At 65.1% G+C, this 14,971-nt stretch carries 15 protein-coding genes and 3 tRNA genes; 17 read left to right on the top strand and 1 reads right to left on the bottom strand.

What is annotated here, in order from left to right:
• Positions 1 to 144: 144 nt before the first annotated feature.
• From RM463_RS10040 to RM463_RS09960, 17 genes are all read left to right on the top strand, one after another.
• A complete protein-coding gene (locus RM463_RS10040) occupies positions 145 to 606 on the top strand; it encodes an acetyl-CoA sensor PanZ family protein (protein WP_311429908.1) in 462 nt (153 codons plus the stop codon).
• Entirely contained in the window at positions 603 to 2,945 is a 2,343-nt protein-coding gene (locus RM463_RS10035; protein WP_311429907.1) for an AsmA family protein, read from the top strand. The genes RM463_RS10040 and RM463_RS10035 overlap by 4 nt, the downstream gene beginning before the upstream one ends.
• Before the next feature lie 52 nt (positions 2,946 to 2,997).
• Entirely contained in the window at positions 2,998 to 4,089 is a 1,092-nt protein-coding gene (gene mutY, locus RM463_RS10030) for an A/G-specific adenine glycosylase (RefSeq protein WP_195687364.1), read from the top strand.
• A gap of 26 nt (positions 4,090 to 4,115) precedes the next feature.
• Complete coding sequence (locus tag RM463_RS10025) at positions 4,116 to 4,388, top strand: oxidative damage protection protein (protein ID WP_195687365.1); 273 nt, start codon at positions 4,116 to 4,118, stop codon at positions 4,386 to 4,388.
• A gap of 60 nt (positions 4,389 to 4,448) precedes the next feature.
• Positions 4,449 to 4,524, top strand: a tRNA-Phe gene (locus RM463_RS10020).
• 6 nt (positions 4,525 to 4,530) lie between these two features.
• Positions 4,531 to 4,605: transfer RNA gene (locus RM463_RS10015), tRNA-Gln, on the top strand.
• A 94-nt stretch (positions 4,606 to 4,699) separates the two neighbouring features.
• Positions 4,700 to 4,775 (top strand) — tRNA-Thr (locus RM463_RS10010).
• A 138-nt stretch (positions 4,776 to 4,913) separates the two neighbouring features.
• On the top strand, positions 4,914 to 5,780 hold the full coding sequence (locus RM463_RS10005; RefSeq protein ID WP_311429906.1) for a ParA family protein: 867 nt from the start codon (positions 4,914 to 4,916) through the stop codon (positions 5,778 to 5,780).
• The gene (dnaB, locus tag RM463_RS10000) at positions 5,767 to 7,170 is read left to right on the top strand and encodes a replicative DNA helicase (RefSeq protein ID WP_311429905.1); all 1,404 of its coding nucleotides are present in this window, start codon (positions 5,767 to 5,769) and stop codon (positions 7,168 to 7,170) included. Before RM463_RS10005 ends, dnaB begins: the two co-directional genes overlap by 14 nt.
• Positions 7,167 to 7,547, top strand: coding sequence for a hypothetical protein (locus RM463_RS09995; RefSeq protein WP_300272108.1), 381 nt, complete (start codon positions 7,167 to 7,169; stop codon positions 7,545 to 7,547). Before dnaB ends, RM463_RS09995 begins: the two co-directional genes overlap by 4 nt.
• Positions 7,540 to 7,776 carry a hypothetical protein gene (locus RM463_RS09990; RefSeq protein WP_096654978.1) on the top strand — a complete coding sequence of 79 codons (237 nt, stop codon included), beginning with the start codon at positions 7,540 to 7,542 and terminating at the stop codon, positions 7,774 to 7,776. The genes RM463_RS09995 and RM463_RS09990 overlap by 8 nt, the downstream gene beginning before the upstream one ends.
• 75 nt (positions 7,777 to 7,851) lie before the next feature.
• Positions 7,852 to 9,756: a ParB family protein gene (locus tag RM463_RS09985; RefSeq protein WP_311429904.1), complete on the top strand. Its 1,905-nt coding sequence runs from the start codon at positions 7,852 to 7,854 to the stop codon at positions 9,754 to 9,756.
• The gene (locus tag RM463_RS09980) at positions 9,753 to 10,355 is read left to right on the top strand and encodes a DUF2857 domain-containing protein (protein WP_311429903.1); all 603 of its coding nucleotides are present in this window, start codon (positions 9,753 to 9,755) and stop codon (positions 10,353 to 10,355) included. The genes RM463_RS09985 and RM463_RS09980 overlap by 4 nt, the downstream gene beginning before the upstream one ends.
• Positions 10,355 to 11,713: an STY4528 family pathogenicity island replication protein gene (locus tag RM463_RS09975; RefSeq protein ID WP_311429902.1), complete on the top strand. Its 1,359-nt coding sequence runs from the start codon at positions 10,355 to 10,357 to the stop codon at positions 11,711 to 11,713. Before RM463_RS09980 ends, RM463_RS09975 begins: the two co-directional genes overlap by 1 nt.
• Positions 11,714 to 11,795: 82 nt before the next feature.
• On the top strand, positions 11,796 to 12,545 hold the full coding sequence (locus RM463_RS09970; RefSeq protein WP_023004985.1) for a PFL_4669 family integrating conjugative element protein: 750 nt from the start codon (positions 11,796 to 11,798) through the stop codon (positions 12,543 to 12,545).
• Between the two features lie 333 nt (positions 12,546 to 12,878).
• On the top strand, positions 12,879 to 13,334 hold the full coding sequence (locus tag RM463_RS09965; protein WP_169956674.1) for a DUF3158 family protein: 456 nt from the start codon (positions 12,879 to 12,881) through the stop codon (positions 13,332 to 13,334).
• An 18-nt stretch (positions 13,335 to 13,352) separates the two neighbouring features.
• Positions 13,353 to 13,778: a single-stranded DNA-binding protein gene (locus RM463_RS09960; protein WP_311429901.1), complete on the top strand. Its 426-nt coding sequence runs from the start codon at positions 13,353 to 13,355 to the stop codon at positions 13,776 to 13,778.
• A gap of 250 nt (positions 13,779 to 14,028) precedes the next feature.
• Here the strand turns inward: RM463_RS09960 and RM463_RS09955 are convergent, their stop codons facing one another.
• A complete protein-coding gene (locus RM463_RS09955) occupies positions 14,029 to 14,967 on the bottom strand; it encodes a glutaminase (RefSeq protein ID WP_133483821.1) in 939 nt (312 codons plus the stop codon).
• Between the last annotated feature and the right edge of the window lie 4 nt (positions 14,968 to 14,971).

Here is a 14,971-nt window from a genome sequence, read left to right as displayed (position 1 = left end):
GATGGTGGCGGCCCGCGGAAACAGGGTGGCAGCGGGGCTCGCCCGTCACCGGAAAACTGCCATTATAGAGAATCGCCGACCCCATCCGCTACAATGCCCCCTCCGCGGCGGCGAACCACGCTGCCCCGGCCCAGGAGACCAGCTATGCCGGTGACACTGCACCCCGTCGACCGGGGCACCTGTGACGTGGACGCCCAGGCCCGAACCGACCTGGCCCGAATCTATGCCGACGCGCCCGCCGAGCGTCTGCCGGCTCCCCCTGACGTCTTTATCGAAGAGCACCTGAGCTCGGGGGGCGCCTTCCTGTGTGCCCGCTTCAATGACCGCCTGATCGGCGCCATGGCGCTGCAGGATGACGGTGAGGCCTGGTGGCTGTCGCACTTCTGCGTGCGCAAGCCAACTCGGCGCCGGGGCGTCGGCTCGCGTCTGCTGACGCTGGTCGCCGAGGCCGCCAGTGCCGAGGGCAGGCCACTGCGTGTCGAGGTGGCCCAGCTGCAGATGGCCGACCAGCTGATGCTCTCGCGGCTCGGTTATCGTCTCGCTCGCAGTGGCGACCATTACGAACTCGCTCTTCCGGGCCGTCATTCCAAGGAGTCGCCACGATGAAGCGTCTGTTGAGCACCCTGCTGGCCGCCACCGGTATCATCGCCGTGCTGGCCGTGGGGGCGGTGATCTACGTTACCACCTTCCTCGACCCTGAAGACCTCAAGCCGGAACTGGAGGAGGTGGTAAAGGAGCGCACCGGCCTGACCCTTGACCTCAAGGGCCCCCTCTCCTGGTCGTTCTACCCGCGACTGGGGGTCGGCGTGGAACTGGCCGAGGCCTGGCTGCCGGAGCAGTCCATCGAGCAGGACATGGCCTTCATGGCCTTTCGCCGCGCGGAGGTGAGCCTGGCCTTCACGTCGCTGCTGCGCGGAGAGGTGGCCATCGACGGCATGGCCCTGGATGGCCTGCGCCTCAACCTGGCGCGTGACGAGCGCGGCCGCGGCAACTGGGAGACGCTGCTCGAGCGCCTGGCCGATGACGACGAGGAGCTGCCGACACCGGCCACTGCCTCCACGGCGCCGACACCGGGTGGCAGTGGGCCCTCCGTGGCCTTCAATATCGCCCGGGTGGAGGTCAAGGACGGCGAGGTGAACTATACCGATCGGGCCATCGGCCGCTCGCTGCATCTCAAGGGGCTCTCGGTGACCGGGCGTAACGTCAACCCGCGGCGTCCCTTCCCCTTCACGACCAGCTTCCAGCTGCTTGGCCATGATACCCCGACGGGTGCCGGTGATACCGTGCCGAAGCTGGCCAGTGACGTCACCCTGCAGGGGCGTCTCGCCCTGGCCCTGGCCGAGCGCCGCTATAGTCTCGAGGATCTCTCCCTGGTCACCCACAACCAGCTGGCCGGCGTGAAGAGCCCCCAGCAGCTGGAGCTGAGTGGCCAGCGGCTGGTGGTCGACGCGAGGGAGCGTCAGTTGCGCCTGGAGCGCGGCACGCTGAATGCGACGCTCGAGCATGCCGCGCTGGGTGAGGCTCCTCTCTCGCTGGTCATGGACTTCGTTCTGGAGTCTGATCTCGCCGATGGCAGCGCCCAGCTGCGGGACCTGACGCTGAGTGGTAATGATGGCCTGCGCCTGAGCGGCAATCTCAATCTTGCCGCCCTCTACGATGAACCACGCTACGACGGTCAGCTGCGCCTGGCGCCGACCTCGCTGCGGCCATGGCTCGAACGGTTCGGCAGCCTGCCGGCCACGGCCGACTCCGAGGCCCTCACCGACGTGGCGCTGACGACACCCCTGGAGGGCGACCTCCAGCGAGTGGACCTCACCGGCATGACCCTGGTGCTCGATGACAGCACCTTCACCGGGCGGCTGACGGCGGGTCTCGATGGACGCCGCCTGGAGGCCGAGTTGCAGGGAGATAGCCTGAACCTGGATGCCTATCTGCCGGCCGCTTCGGGGGCTGCCCCGGACGGCGCGGGTCTTTGGTCGCCCGGCATCGGTCGCGCCTATGCCCAGGAGGGCGATATGTTGCCCGTCGACTGGCTGCGTGAACTGTCGCTGGACGCCAGCCTGACCCTGAGCCAGCTGCGGCTGGGTGGCCTGGAGTTTCAGGACGCCTCGCTGGCGCTCGAGGGTGAGGATGGCCGACTGCGGCTGGCGTCGCTGGAGTCGGCCTTCTACGAAGGGAGCCTGGCCGCCACGGGCGAGCTTGATCTGACGCGTGACCCCATCGCCTGGCGTTTGGCGCCGCGCCTGGAGCGGGTGCGTGTCGACGCTCTGCTGGAGGCGCTGGGCGAGGGAGATGAGCGGGCGCCGCTGCGGGGCCAAGCCTTTGTCGACGGCGAGCTGACCACCCATGGCAATGCCTGGCCGGTGATGAAGCGCGGTCTCAATGGGCGCCTCGCCACGCGACTGGGCGATGGCGCGATCCTCGACATCAATATTTCCCGGGAGCTGTGCAGCGCCGTGGCGACCCTGCAGGGGGAGTCGACCCAGCGCGAGTGGGCGCCTGATACGCGCTTCGAGCGCGCCGAGGCCACCCTCGAGGTGCGCGACGGCGTCGTGGAGAGCGATGACCTCGTCGTTACCCTGCCGGGGATCGATGTGGGCGGCGAGGGCTGGCTCGACCTGACCAGCGAGCGCTTCGATCTGCGTGCCGCGGCGCGAGTGGTGGATACCGCCGATATGGCCTGCAAGGTCAATCGCCGCCTCGAGCGCCTGCCCCTTCCGGTACGCTGCGAGGGCAGCCTCGACGGCGATAGCGCCGAATGGTGTCGCTTCGACAGCACCGGCTTCCAGGCGGCCGTCGGCGAGGCACTGCGCGATGAGCTTGGCGAGCGTGCCGGCGATGCCGTGGAGCAGCAGCTGGAGGGGGCCCTCGACAAGCTCGAGGAGCGCCTCGGCGAGGGTGCCGGCAAGGAACTTCGTGACTCCTTGAGGGGTCTCTTCGAGTGAGCAAAGTCAGTCCCTGCGTCGGCCTCGTGCCGGCGCCTTTTTTTGAGCTTCAATGACCGATACACCGACACCCGTACTCGCGCCCGCCACCTTTCAGCGGCGTCTGCTCGACTGGTTCGATCAGCACGGCCGCCATGACCTGCCCTGGCAACAAGATCGCACGCCCTATCGGGTGTGGGTCTCTGAGATCATGCTGCAGCAGACCCAGGTGGCCACCGTGATCCCCTACTTCGAGCGCTTCATGGCGCGCTTTCCCGACCTGCGCCGCCTGGCGGCGGCGGAGCAGGATGAGGTGCTGCATCTGTGGACCGGGCTCGGCTATTACGCCAGGGGCCGCAACCTGCACAAGGCCGCCCGGGTGGTGGTGGAGGAGCATGGCGGAGAGTTTCCACTCCACAGCCTCGACGAGATGGCGGCCCTGCCGGGTATCGGCCGCTCCACCGCCGGCGCCATCATCGCTCAGAGCCAGGGGCGGCGGGCGGTGATCCTCGATGGCAACGTCAAGCGCAGCCTCACCCGGCTGCATGCCGTGGCGGGGTGGCCGGGGCGTCCGGCGGTGGAGCGCAGGCTATGGGCGCTGGCCGATCACTATACGCCGGACCATCGCCTGGCCGACTACACCCAGGCGATGATGGACCTGGGCGCCACGCTGTGTCGGCGCGGCACCCCCGAGTGTGGCCGCTGCCCCTTCAGCGATGTCTGTGTGGCCCATGCACGAGGTGAGGAGCGCCGCTTCCCGGAATCCAAACCGAAGAAGGCGCTGCCCACGCGCACCACTCGCATGCTGCTGCTGCGCGATGCGCGTGGAAGGGTGTTGCTGGAACAGCGACCCTCCAGTGGCCTGTGGGGTGGGCTCTGGAGCCTGCCGCAGTTCGATGACGCGTCGGCACTGCAGGCCTGGCTCGATACCCATGCCCCAGGCAGCCGGCTCGATGCCCCGGGCGCCTCCTTCACCCATGTCTTCAGCCACTTCCGTCTGGAGATCACGCCCCAGCCGGCGTGGATCGGGAGCCTCGATTCGATCGGAGAGGCGCGCCGCTGGTACGATCCCGATAATCCCGATGCCGTGGGCCTGGCGGCCCCAGTGAAGGCCCTGCTGGCGAGCCTGGCGACCTTCACCCTGGACATGCCGCCAGGGCCCTGAGCTTCCATCTGCCAAGGAGACGTCTCATGAGTCAGACCGTGTTCTGCCGCAAGTATCAGCAGGAGCTCGACGCCCTGCCATTCCCCCCTCTGCCTGGAAAGAAGGGCCAGGAGATCCAGGCCAGTGTTTCGCGCCGGGCATGGGAAGAGTGGCAGGCCCTGCAGACGCGCCTGATCAACGAGAAGCATCTCAATATGCTCGAACCTTCTTCCCGCGAGTACCTGATGGAGCAGATGGAGCGCTTCCTCGACAACCGGGAGACCGATCAGGCCGAGGGTTACATGCCGCCCTCATCTTGATGATAAGAAAGGGGTTGACGCGAAAAGCTGGTTGGGGTTTAATACGCACCGTTGGCAAGGGGCCAGATAGCTCAGTCGGTAGAGCAGGGGATTGAAAATCCCCGTGTCGGGGGTTCGATTCCCTCTCTGGCCACCAAGCTGCTGGGGTATAGCCAAGTGGTAAGGCACCGGTTTTTGGTATCGGCATTCCCAGGTTCGAATCCTGGTACCCCAGCCATCGCCAACCTCGTTTTCGAAAGACCGTGGACCCAAGTTCACGGTTTTCCTCGCCAGGAGGAATGGTCCTCCATGTCGCATTCAATGCGATTATTGCCGACATAGCTCAGTTGGTAGAGCAACTGACTTGTAATCAGTAGGTCCCGGGTTCGACTCCTGGTGTCGGCACCATCAAACAGTACGCGAAATCAGCAGCTTACGAGCAAGAGTGGAACTCCCACCTGGCGTGTCAGTAGACCTGACAGCTTCGTGAAATAGAGACAGATCATCAGCCTCACACTTGTTTCCATCTGGAACCGAGGTGAGGTTATGCGCGTTGTATCCGTTATTTCGACCAAGGGCGGCGTCGGCAAGACCACCGTCACTGCCAATCTGGGCGGCCTCCTGGCCGATGCGGGCCTCAAGGTCCTCTTCGTCGACCTGGACAGCCAGCCGACCCTCTCCAGCTACTACCCCCTTCGCACCGAAGCCCCCGGCGGCACCTATGAGCTGATCGCGCTCAGCGACACGGCGCCTGATCGCGTCATATCCCAGACGGCTCATCCCAACCTGGATGTTGTGATCTCCAACGATCACGCCGGCCAGCTCCCTCAGCTGCTGCTCAACGCCCCGGATGGCCGCTTTCGGCTTGCCCAGCTGCTCTCCCGCCTGTCGGGCTATGATCTCGTCCTGATCGACACCCAGGGGGCGCGCTCCATCACCCTGGAGATGGCGGTCCTCGCCTCCGATCACGCCCTCTCTCCCATCACCCCCGAGCTGCTTTCCGCCCGAGAGTTCGTGCGTGGCACCGTTGGCCTGCTGCGCGATCTCGAGGCGCTCAGCCAGTTCACCCACCTTTCTGTTCCCCCCGTTTCCGTACTCGTGAATCGCCTGGATGAAACCGCCGATGCGCGGGGCATCCACCAGACGCTGGCAGAGATGTTCGCCGCCGGCGAGCAGGGCGTCACCGTCATGCAGAGCACCATCCGCGCCGGTGTCGCCTTCCGACAGGCGGCCAGCGCGGGGTTGCCGGCTCACCAGTTCGAGCCGCGCAAGCCCGCCGGCCGCAAGTCGCCCGCCGCTGCCGACCAGGTCAAGACGATGGCCTGTGAGCTCAACCCCGACTGGCAGCCGCTGATCGACGCCATGGTCAGCACCACCGCCATGCAGGGAGGCTGCCACGATGAGTGCCATTGAGAACCTGGTCGAGCTTCGGGTGGCCGAGGAGCGCCCGGAAGCCGGTTATCTGCCTCCCCACAGCCTGGAGGCAGAGCAGTCGGTGCTGGGTGGGCTGCTGCTGGATAACGCCATGTGGGACGAGATCGCCGACCGTCTGGCCCCTGCCATGTTCTATCAGCAGGCCCACCGCCTGGTGTTTCAGGCGATCCGGGAGCTGGCAGATCGCGACCAGCCGATGGATGTGGTGACCGTCTCCGAAGCGCTGGAGGAAGCCCACCAGCTGGAGCAGGTGGGAGGGCTCGCGTTTCTGGCTGAGCTGGCCCGCAATACGCCCAGCGCGGCCAATGTGGCGGCCTATGCCGAGATCGTGAAGGACCGCCATGCGCTGCGGCAGCTGATCCACACCTGCTTCACGCTGAACCAGCAGGCCCTGAACGCTCAGGGCCGCACGGCCGCCGAGCTGATCGAGGAGGCCGAGCAGAAGCTCTTCGCCCTGACGGAGGAGCGCCATGACCGGCTGAGCTCCATGAAGGAGATGCTGGGGGAGGCCATCAACGTCATCGATCAGGCCTTCAATGCGCAGGGTGGGGTGACGGGGATCCCGAGCGGCCTGAGCGAGCTGGACGCCATGACCGCGGGCTGGCAGCCGGGGGATCTCATCATCCTGGCCGGCCGCCCCTCCATGGGCAAGACCGCCATGGGGCTCGGCTTTGCGGAGCATGCCCTGATGGCAGAGGAGGCTGCCGGTCCGGTCTTTATCTTCTCCCTGGAGATGCCCGAGTCGCAGCTGATGCTGCGGCTGATCGCCAGCCTGGGCAATGTCTCCCTGCAGAAGCTGCGCACCGGAAAGATGGAAGACGGGGATTGGCCCAAGGTAACCGCCGCGGTCAGTCGGCTCACCCAGCTGGACGGGAAGCTCTTGATCGATGATGCCTCGGGAATCACCGCTTCCAGCCTGAAGGCCCGCGCTCGCCGCATGACCCGCCGCTTCGGGCGCCCCTCCATGATCCTGGTGGACTACCTGCAGCTGCTTCAGGAGCCGGGCAGCGAGAATCGTACCCTCGAGGTGGGCAAGGTCAGCCGCATCCTCAAGGAAACCGCCAAGGAGCTGCGTACCCCGGTGATAGCCCTGTCGCAGCTTAACCGCTCCCTGGAGACCCGCCCCAACAAGCGCCCCTGCATGGCCGACCTACGTGACAGTGGCGCGCTGGAACAGGATGCCGACGTCATCGCCTTCATCTACCGCGACGAGGTCTACCACCCCGACAACGAAGACAGCCACGGCCTGGCCGAGTTGATCCTGGGCAAGCAGCGCAATGGGCCCACCGGCACCGTGCACCTGGCGTTCCAGGGGGAGTCGGCGCGCTTCAAGCCGTTGGCCTGGCAGCATCAGGAGGTGACCCCATGAGCCAGTATCGCGTGCGCACACCCGAACCCCGTTCCCGGCTTTCTCAGGCGTTGGCTCAGGTCATGAACGAGACTCGCCAGCGTCAGCTTGAGGCTGAGAAGGAAGGGTTCCCAGCCCTCGAGCATCTGATCTGCGTGGCTCAGGGACACAGCGGCCAGTCCCATCACCTGCGCCGCCTACTCCTCGCGCTCTACAACGGCGATAGCTGGCCCTTCGAGATGCAGCGGCTGCGCGGGCTCGACCCTGCTCTGCAGGCTGACGCCCTCGCGGTGATCCAGATGGCCACCTACAGCGGCCACGAGATCCACACCTTCATCGAGGGCGGTGATGCCTTGCTGAAACGCTTCTGGGAGATCGAGGAGGGCAACGATGAGTAAGTCGCTGTCGGCAGCACGAGGGTGCAAGGGGATGCAGCGCCTGGTGCGCTATGCCGCCACCCGGGGGTGGGAGGTGCAGCGTACCAGCGGTGGGCACCTGCGGTTCAGCAAGCCGGGTTGTGCGCCGGTCTTCACCTCCTTTACCACCAAGGACCGCCGCGCCGAGCTCAATGCACGCTCCCAGCTGCGCCGCGCGGAGGGGCAGCAGAGGGGCCGCCATGAAGAGTGATTCCACTGTCATCAGCACCCAGGCGCCGCATGGCGGTGCCGCCTCCGTCCGCTTCGTCACCGAGGAATACCGCCGATGAAACGCCCGAGCGACCAGCAGCTTCGTGAGCGCCTGATGCAGCCCAGCCCCAAGCGTCAGGGGCAGCCCGTGGATGCCATGACACCGCCCGACCAGGAGATGGCCGTCTGGGTCACCCTGGACATGCTCAAGCCCTACGAGCACAACCCCCGGCAGGTCCAGAACCCCAAGTACGAGGAGATCAAGGCGTCGATCCGTGCCGCGGGCCTCAAGCACAAGCCCCCGGTCACCCAGCGGCCGGGCGAGAAGCACTACACCATCTGCGACGGTGGCAATACCCGCCTGCAGATCCTGCGCGAGCTCTATGAAGAGACCGGTGAGTCGCGCTTCCACGCCTTCTATGCCCTGTACCGACCCTGGCAGTCGGAAGTGAAGATGCTGACGGGGCACCTCAGCGAGAACGACAACCGCGGCCAGCTGCTCTGGATCGAGCGTGCCAAGGGGGTGGTGGACGCCAAGGCGATGTATGAGGAGGAGAGCGGCAACACGCTCTCGCAACGCGAGCTGATCAAGCGTCTGGCCGAGGACGGCTACCAGGTCGCTCAGAGCCATATCAGCAAGATGCTCTACACCGTCGAGCACCTGCTGCCTACCCTGCCCAACACCCTCTACAGCGGCCTTGGCCGGCCACAGGTCGAGAAGCTGATCAGCTACCGTGAAGCCTGCCGGCTGCTCTGGGAGCGCTGCACCGAGGAGGTCACGCCCGAGGGCTTTGGCGAGGCCTGGCACCAGACCATGGCCTGGTTCGATGACGAGGGCCAGACCGAGATGAACTGGAGCATCGTGGTGGACCGGCTGTGCGGCATGCTGGCGGACCACACTGGCGTGCACTTCAACGTCTGCGAGCTGACCCTCGATAACATTGTCACCTACCGCAAGCGACGCTGGGACCTGGAAGAGCATCAGGCCTTCGAGGCCCTGGACGTTGAGTTGCAGCAGATGCGTGACCCCGACGCCCAGCCGCCCTCGCTCTATCCACCGCTGCCCGAGCCCGCCACGGGCGGTGCGCCGGTGGTGAAGGTACCCGCTTCAGATCCTGGCCGTGAACCTCAATCTCAGCCGCAGACCGACCCTCAGGCCGAGCAGCTGCCGTCGCCTCGGACCCTTAGCCGAGACGCGCCTACTGACGATGAGAGAGCAGAGAGCGCCGAGCTGCTTCGGCTGCGTGAGCAGGTTGCCGCGCTGGAGCGCGAAAAACAGCAGCTGAGCGAGTCACCGTCTCCCTCGGTGCCGGTATTTAGCGAGTCGGCATCGGAGGCTGACTCAGGGCCCATGGTGGCACCCGCAGAGGAGGCGTGTGACTGGCCAGAGGGTGCTGCGCGGACGGAGGCCGAGCGGGCTGCCCGCCTCGAGGGGCTGACCCAGTCCCGCTGGGAAGAGACTCCAGGGAAGCGCGGCTACCGTCACCATCTGGCCAGCGAGCTCGGCGTGCCCAGCTTCGACTTCGAGCAGCTGGCTCCCCTGGCGGCACCGGTGCTCTCCGGTGAGACCACCCCGCCCATTGCCGACGTCTGGTTTATCGAAGGCGTCGAGGATGAGCCTCGCTCACTGCGTATTCGTATCCGGGAACTGGTGCAGGTCATCGCTCGCTGGGGCGGCTTCGGCGGCAGCGACGTGGTGATCGCCGATGACGACGGCATCGGCTTCGACCTCAACCCACTGCCCGAGGCGGCCGACCGCCGTGCCCGCTTCGCCTGGCAGGCGCTGGCCAGCCTGCGCGGCGAGCTCAATCCCGAGTACCCCGCCGATGCCACCCTGTGGGGAGCGCTGCTGGGCACCCATCGGGAAGAGGGCGCTGAGAGCGCCTGGGACGATGCGGTACTGCTTCGTTTCTTCCGTCTGGTGCGGCTGATTCGCCGCCTTCGTGAACACCTGCAGGGACAACAGGAGGCCCAGTCATGAGCTCTTCATCCGCCAACCTGAATCAGGCGCTGCTCAGCCAGGTCATGGGGTTTCTTCGTGAGGGCAACATGCGCCGTGCGCTGGCCCTCGGCTTCAGTGAGGATGAGCTGCGCACCCTGCGGCGGCTGAGAGCGAGCGATATTGACTCGCTGGCCTGCGCAGGGCCGGTGGTAGCGCGCTTCTCGGTGGATCACGCCGCACTGCGCGGCGTCCTGGCGCGCATCGATCGTGACCAGGACCGTGAGACCCTGATCGACCGCTGCCTGAGGCTGGGGGCCAGCGTCAGCATGATGGGAGCGTTCTTCGGCCTGACCGGCAACGACTGCTCGACGCGCCGTCAGTTGTTGGGCATCGCGCCGCGCCAGGGGCGGCTGGCGATGCCGTCGGAGCAGGTAGAGCACGATGCCTGGGAGCGCTGGCAGCATATCGCCCTGGACCCCAAGGCGACCGATGACCTGCAGGGTATGGTGACCCTCGCCGAGGAGACCGATATCCCGCTGGCGGTGGTGTGGCACCTGGTCAAGCAGTGGGTCGACCCCGGCCAGCCGCGCACGGCGCCGCCGGCCGAAGAGTGGGCGTCACCTGAAGGAGAGCGGTGATGGTGCAGCTTCGTGATGCCACTCGGAAGGGGCTGGATCGCCTGATTGGCCAGGCGGCTTCCGAGCTGACCCAGCGCCGGGGCGAGTCCCCGGCGTCCTCCGTTGTGAACGGTGAGGTTGGGCAGTCTGGAGAAGCCGCATCCTCGGGCCTCGATGGCCTGCTGTTCTTCGGGAACCCCCATGAGACCGTGCCGCGGTCGTTGCTGCTGGATCCGCGCCTCGGGCACGTCGACAAGCTTGGCTGGCAGATGATGCGCATGCTGGTCAATCCGGACCGAACCACCGCGGTGCCGACCTACGACGAACTGCAGCCCTTGCTGCGGGGGGCGCCGGGCCAGAAGGCGTCGCGGGCCACGGTCGCCCGGGTTATCGCTGTGCTTCGCTTGACCCGCTGGGTCAGCCTCGGGCACCGGGCGCGCAACGCGCAGAACGGCCGAATTATCGGCAACGTCTATATCCTGCACGACGAGCCGCTTTCGCCCGCAGAAGCTTCGGTGCTGGATGCCGACTACGTTGAGTATGTGTGTCGCTGCCTTGATCACCAGAACAAGGTGGTCAAGGCCGTCGCTGCCATGGTGCTCGAGGAGCTCCAGGAAGCCGGTGCCCTGCATGAGCTGCCGACGCGTCTCGATACCATGGCCTCTCGCTCCCGGCAGGCCCGGAGCCGGTCGCCTGTCAGGCATGACGCTGCCCAGTTCGCTACCGTGACTGACCAGAAGAACCAGGGCAGGCAGCCGAGTTCTCATCGAGAACCCGGCCGAGTGCATCGAGAGAACTCCCCTGGTTTTCAGAGAGAACCAAGCCTGAAATCAAAGGCTTATCGGGCTGTCGAGGCAGTTCTCGATGAAAACTCGGGCAGTTCTTCCCGTACAGTACGTACTTCACACTGTGTAAAACCTACAGGTACCTCAGCCGTGAACCTGCACTGGCCGGCATGTCTCTCGATGGATGAGAGCGAACGCCAGGCGACTCAGCTGCTGATGGCGGAGCTGGCCGGCGGCACCCAGCAGGCGATTCTCGATGAGGCGGCAGGGCGCGTGAGCGGTGGCTCGGTGCGAAACCCCAAGGGCTTCCTGCGAGGGCTGATCAAGCGAGCCATCGGCGGCGAGTTCGTGGCGACCGGCTATGCCCAGGCTCAGGCGAAGCGCCGGGTGGGGAGGGCGCCACAGGGGGCTTCCGCCGCCGCCGAGCGGCCGGCAGCTCGAAGCGTACCGCCGTCCTCCCCCCGGACAGCGGAGCCGTCGATTGCCGAGCCGAGCACCACCTCGCCCGAGGAAGCCCAAGCCGCCCGAGAGCAGTGTCTGCGCTCGCTGGGGTTGTGGCCATCGGCCGGGAAAAACCCACTCAGCGGCCATTAACGATTCCCCTGTCTTCCCCGCATCAACTGATTGACAGTGCCTGCCGTACCGCGGACACACATCAGCATGAGGGCAACGCGACATGGCCGTTGATCGCCTGGGAGCACTGCGCAGCAAGATCGAGCTGACGCTACACACCCATCACGCAGCACGGATCTGGAAGGGGCGAGGCGTCGAGACAGGGCGTCCGCAGATTATCGGCATGCGGCAGTTTCTGCTGATCTGCGGTGCGATCAAGCAGAACGCCGCCAAGGATGACCCCTATGCGGATCACTGGCTGCTGCAGCTGGATGCCAAGCTCGCCGAGACGCGAGCTCAGCTGGACCAGCGCCTTCAGGAGCTGGATAACCTGCTGGCTCAGCTGCCGCCAGAGCTGGACGTGGAAGAGAATCTCAACCAGCAGCCCCTCAAGATTCCCGTCTATACGGGCGGCCAACACGGCTGGCTCGCTCTGCGCCTGCTGATCGATTTCGACCGCTTCGTCAGGCGCGTCATGCTTGCTCACCATATCGCCCTGATTGGCCGGCGACAGATGGAGGAATACGTCCGGGTGGGGGGTCACCTCCTGCGCAGCCTGTGCGCGAGCACCCAGAAGTACCCCGGCTTCAGCGGTGCCACCCGGGATGACTTTGCCGCCAACAATGCCAAGGCTCGAGACGCCATCGAGAAGTTCGGCGCACTCCCTGACGATGTGCTCTCCGGCAAGCGGCGCAGCGAGTTTGCACCGCCAATTGCCAAGCCAGCTGAGGCCGCGAGGGCCGGCAGCGACGGCGAGTCGAAAGGAGACTCACCGCCTTCCGCTGGGGAGCCAGGAGACGCTCCCTCGACGTGATTCCACTGGAATCACTTGATCGGCGGTGCCGGGGAGAGCTCCGGGGGTGATTCCACTGGAATCACCTGGGCGGCGGTGCCGAAGAGGCCTCCGGGGTGATTCCACTGGAATCACCTGGGCTGTGGTGCCGAAGAGGCCTCCGGGGTGATTCCACTGGAATCACCTGGGCTGTGGTGCCGAAGAGGCCTCCGGGGTGATTCCACTGGAATCATCTGGGCGGTGGTGCCGAAGAGGTCTCCGGGGGTGATGCCAGTGGAATCACTTGATCGGCGGTGCCGAGGAGGTCTTCGAGGTGATTCCAGTGGAATCACGGCAAGTGCATGAGGGGGCAGCTTGGATACCGCATCGAACAGCTATGGCAATGATGCATTCAACAGCTACGCAAAGGGTTTTTTAAAACCCTTTAAGGGTAAGGGGGAGCTGATTCGGCTCCGTGATGAGCTGGAGGAGTCGGCAAGGGCGGCGCGGCAAGAGGCGATCGATATAGCCTCGCAGGCGAATGGGGGGTTGCTGAAGTCGACCGACCTCTGGCTGACCCCATGGGGTAAATCAGGCGTTCCTGCCAGAACGCTGCAGTGGCGCGATAACAGGCAGAGGAGCATGGGGCTTTGGCTGCTGGAAACGTTCCTGTCTCGCGACGACATATCCGAGGCGATGCGGCAGTCCGTCATCGATCTCGAGGTGCAGCGCTGCGTGTTCAATGCCAAGGCGGCCACGATCAACTGGTCGATCAAGCGAATCGGCAAGGCGCTGGCCGATATCGAGCATGCCGTCTCATTTCAGCGATAACGACCAAGGAGGATACCCATGGGCACCCGCTTTTACGGTGAGGGAAATATCGGCAGCGATCCGGAGGTTCGGACATTTCCCGTGCGTGAGAACCAGCCGCCCCGCACGCTGCTCAGGCTAAACGTGCGATTCGATAACCTGGTCCCCAAGGATGGAGAGATCGTGGATCGTGGTGGCTTCTGGGCCGATGTGGAGTGGTGGCACCGTGATGCCGAGCGCTGGTCCCGACTGTACCAGCGGGGCATGCGGATTGTGGTAGTGGGCAAGATGGTTCAGGACAGCTGGGAGCAGAGCGGCGAGACGCGAACGGCGTTCAAGGTGCAGGCAGACCGGGTCGCTATCTTGCCTCATCGGGTGGCACAGGTAATCATGGATGCCCCTCATAGCCATCAGCAGCTTGTGGAGCAACATGCCAGTAGCCCGGAGGCGAACCAGGAAGGCTAAGGGAGCTAGCTGTGTAAAGCCACCAGGTTTTTCACGGAAAAGACCAGCTGACTGACAAGAGGCCGATAATTCAGGCTGGCATGCGCACGATACCAGTTATACTAATACAGCCAGGTCGGCAAATTTTGGTCTCGATGATACGAACCTCCGTAAGAATGAGTATATATTCAACCGTGGAAGGCGGCCCGAGTGATCTGCTTTGGCCTGCAGTCAGAATCAGTCTCTATATGCGCTGGCCCTAGTTGTGTGATTAGAAGATCGACAGCCCCAGACGGCTCGCCAGCTCGGTGATCATCGAGAGCCCGCGGGTGGAGTTGCCATGCCTGTTGAGGGGCGGGCTCCAGGCGGCGATAACGCCATGGCCTGGAACAATGGCCACGATGCCGCCGCCGACGCCGCTCTTGGCTGGCAGACCCACAGCAAAGGCGAACTGGCCGGACTGGTCGTACATACCGCTAGTGGAAAGGATGGCATTGACGCGATGGGCATCGCGCGGCGAGGTTACCTTTTCGCCGGTGATCGGATGCATACCTTGGTTGGCGAGGAACAGTAGGCTGGTGGCCAGCTCCTTGCAGCTCATCTCCACCGAGCACTGGAAGAAGTAGTGGGCCAGCACCTCGTCCACCTCGGCCTCGAGGTTGCCGAAGCTCTTCATCAGGTAAGCCAGGGCGGCGTTGCGGCTGCCGTGGCGGGTTTCCGAGGCCAGCACCTCGTCATTTACGTCGCAGTACTCGCTGCCTGCCAGGCGTCTCACGAAGCTAAGAAAGGCCTGGCGAGAGGACGAAAAATGCGAGACCAGGGTATCGGCCACCAGAATGGCGCCGGCATTGATGAAGGGATTACGGGGAATACCGTGCTCCCACTCCAGTTGGACGATGGAGTTGAACGGCTGACCGGATGGCTCCATGCCGACCCGGCGCCACAGACCGTCGCCCATCCGCTGCATCGCCAGCACCAGACCGAACACCTTGGAGATGCTCTGGATCGAGAAGGGAAGCTCGGCATCGCCGGCGGTATGGACCTCCCCATCCAGGGTGGCGAAGGCGATGCCGCAGCGTATAGGGTCGACCGTGGCCAGGGCTGGGATGTAGTCGGCTACCCGGCCCTCGATAGGCTGCTCCACGGCCCGCCGGTGAATATCCCGAAGGGCCTGGGAAAGCGAGAGGTCGGCGTCGGCAAGAAATTGCATGGCC

Source organism: Halomonas sp. LES1 (assembly GCF_031846005.1).
Classification (GTDB): Bacteria; Pseudomonadota; Gammaproteobacteria; order Pseudomonadales; family Halomonadaceae; genus Halomonas.
This window is presented reverse-complemented; position numbering and strand designations above follow the sequence as displayed.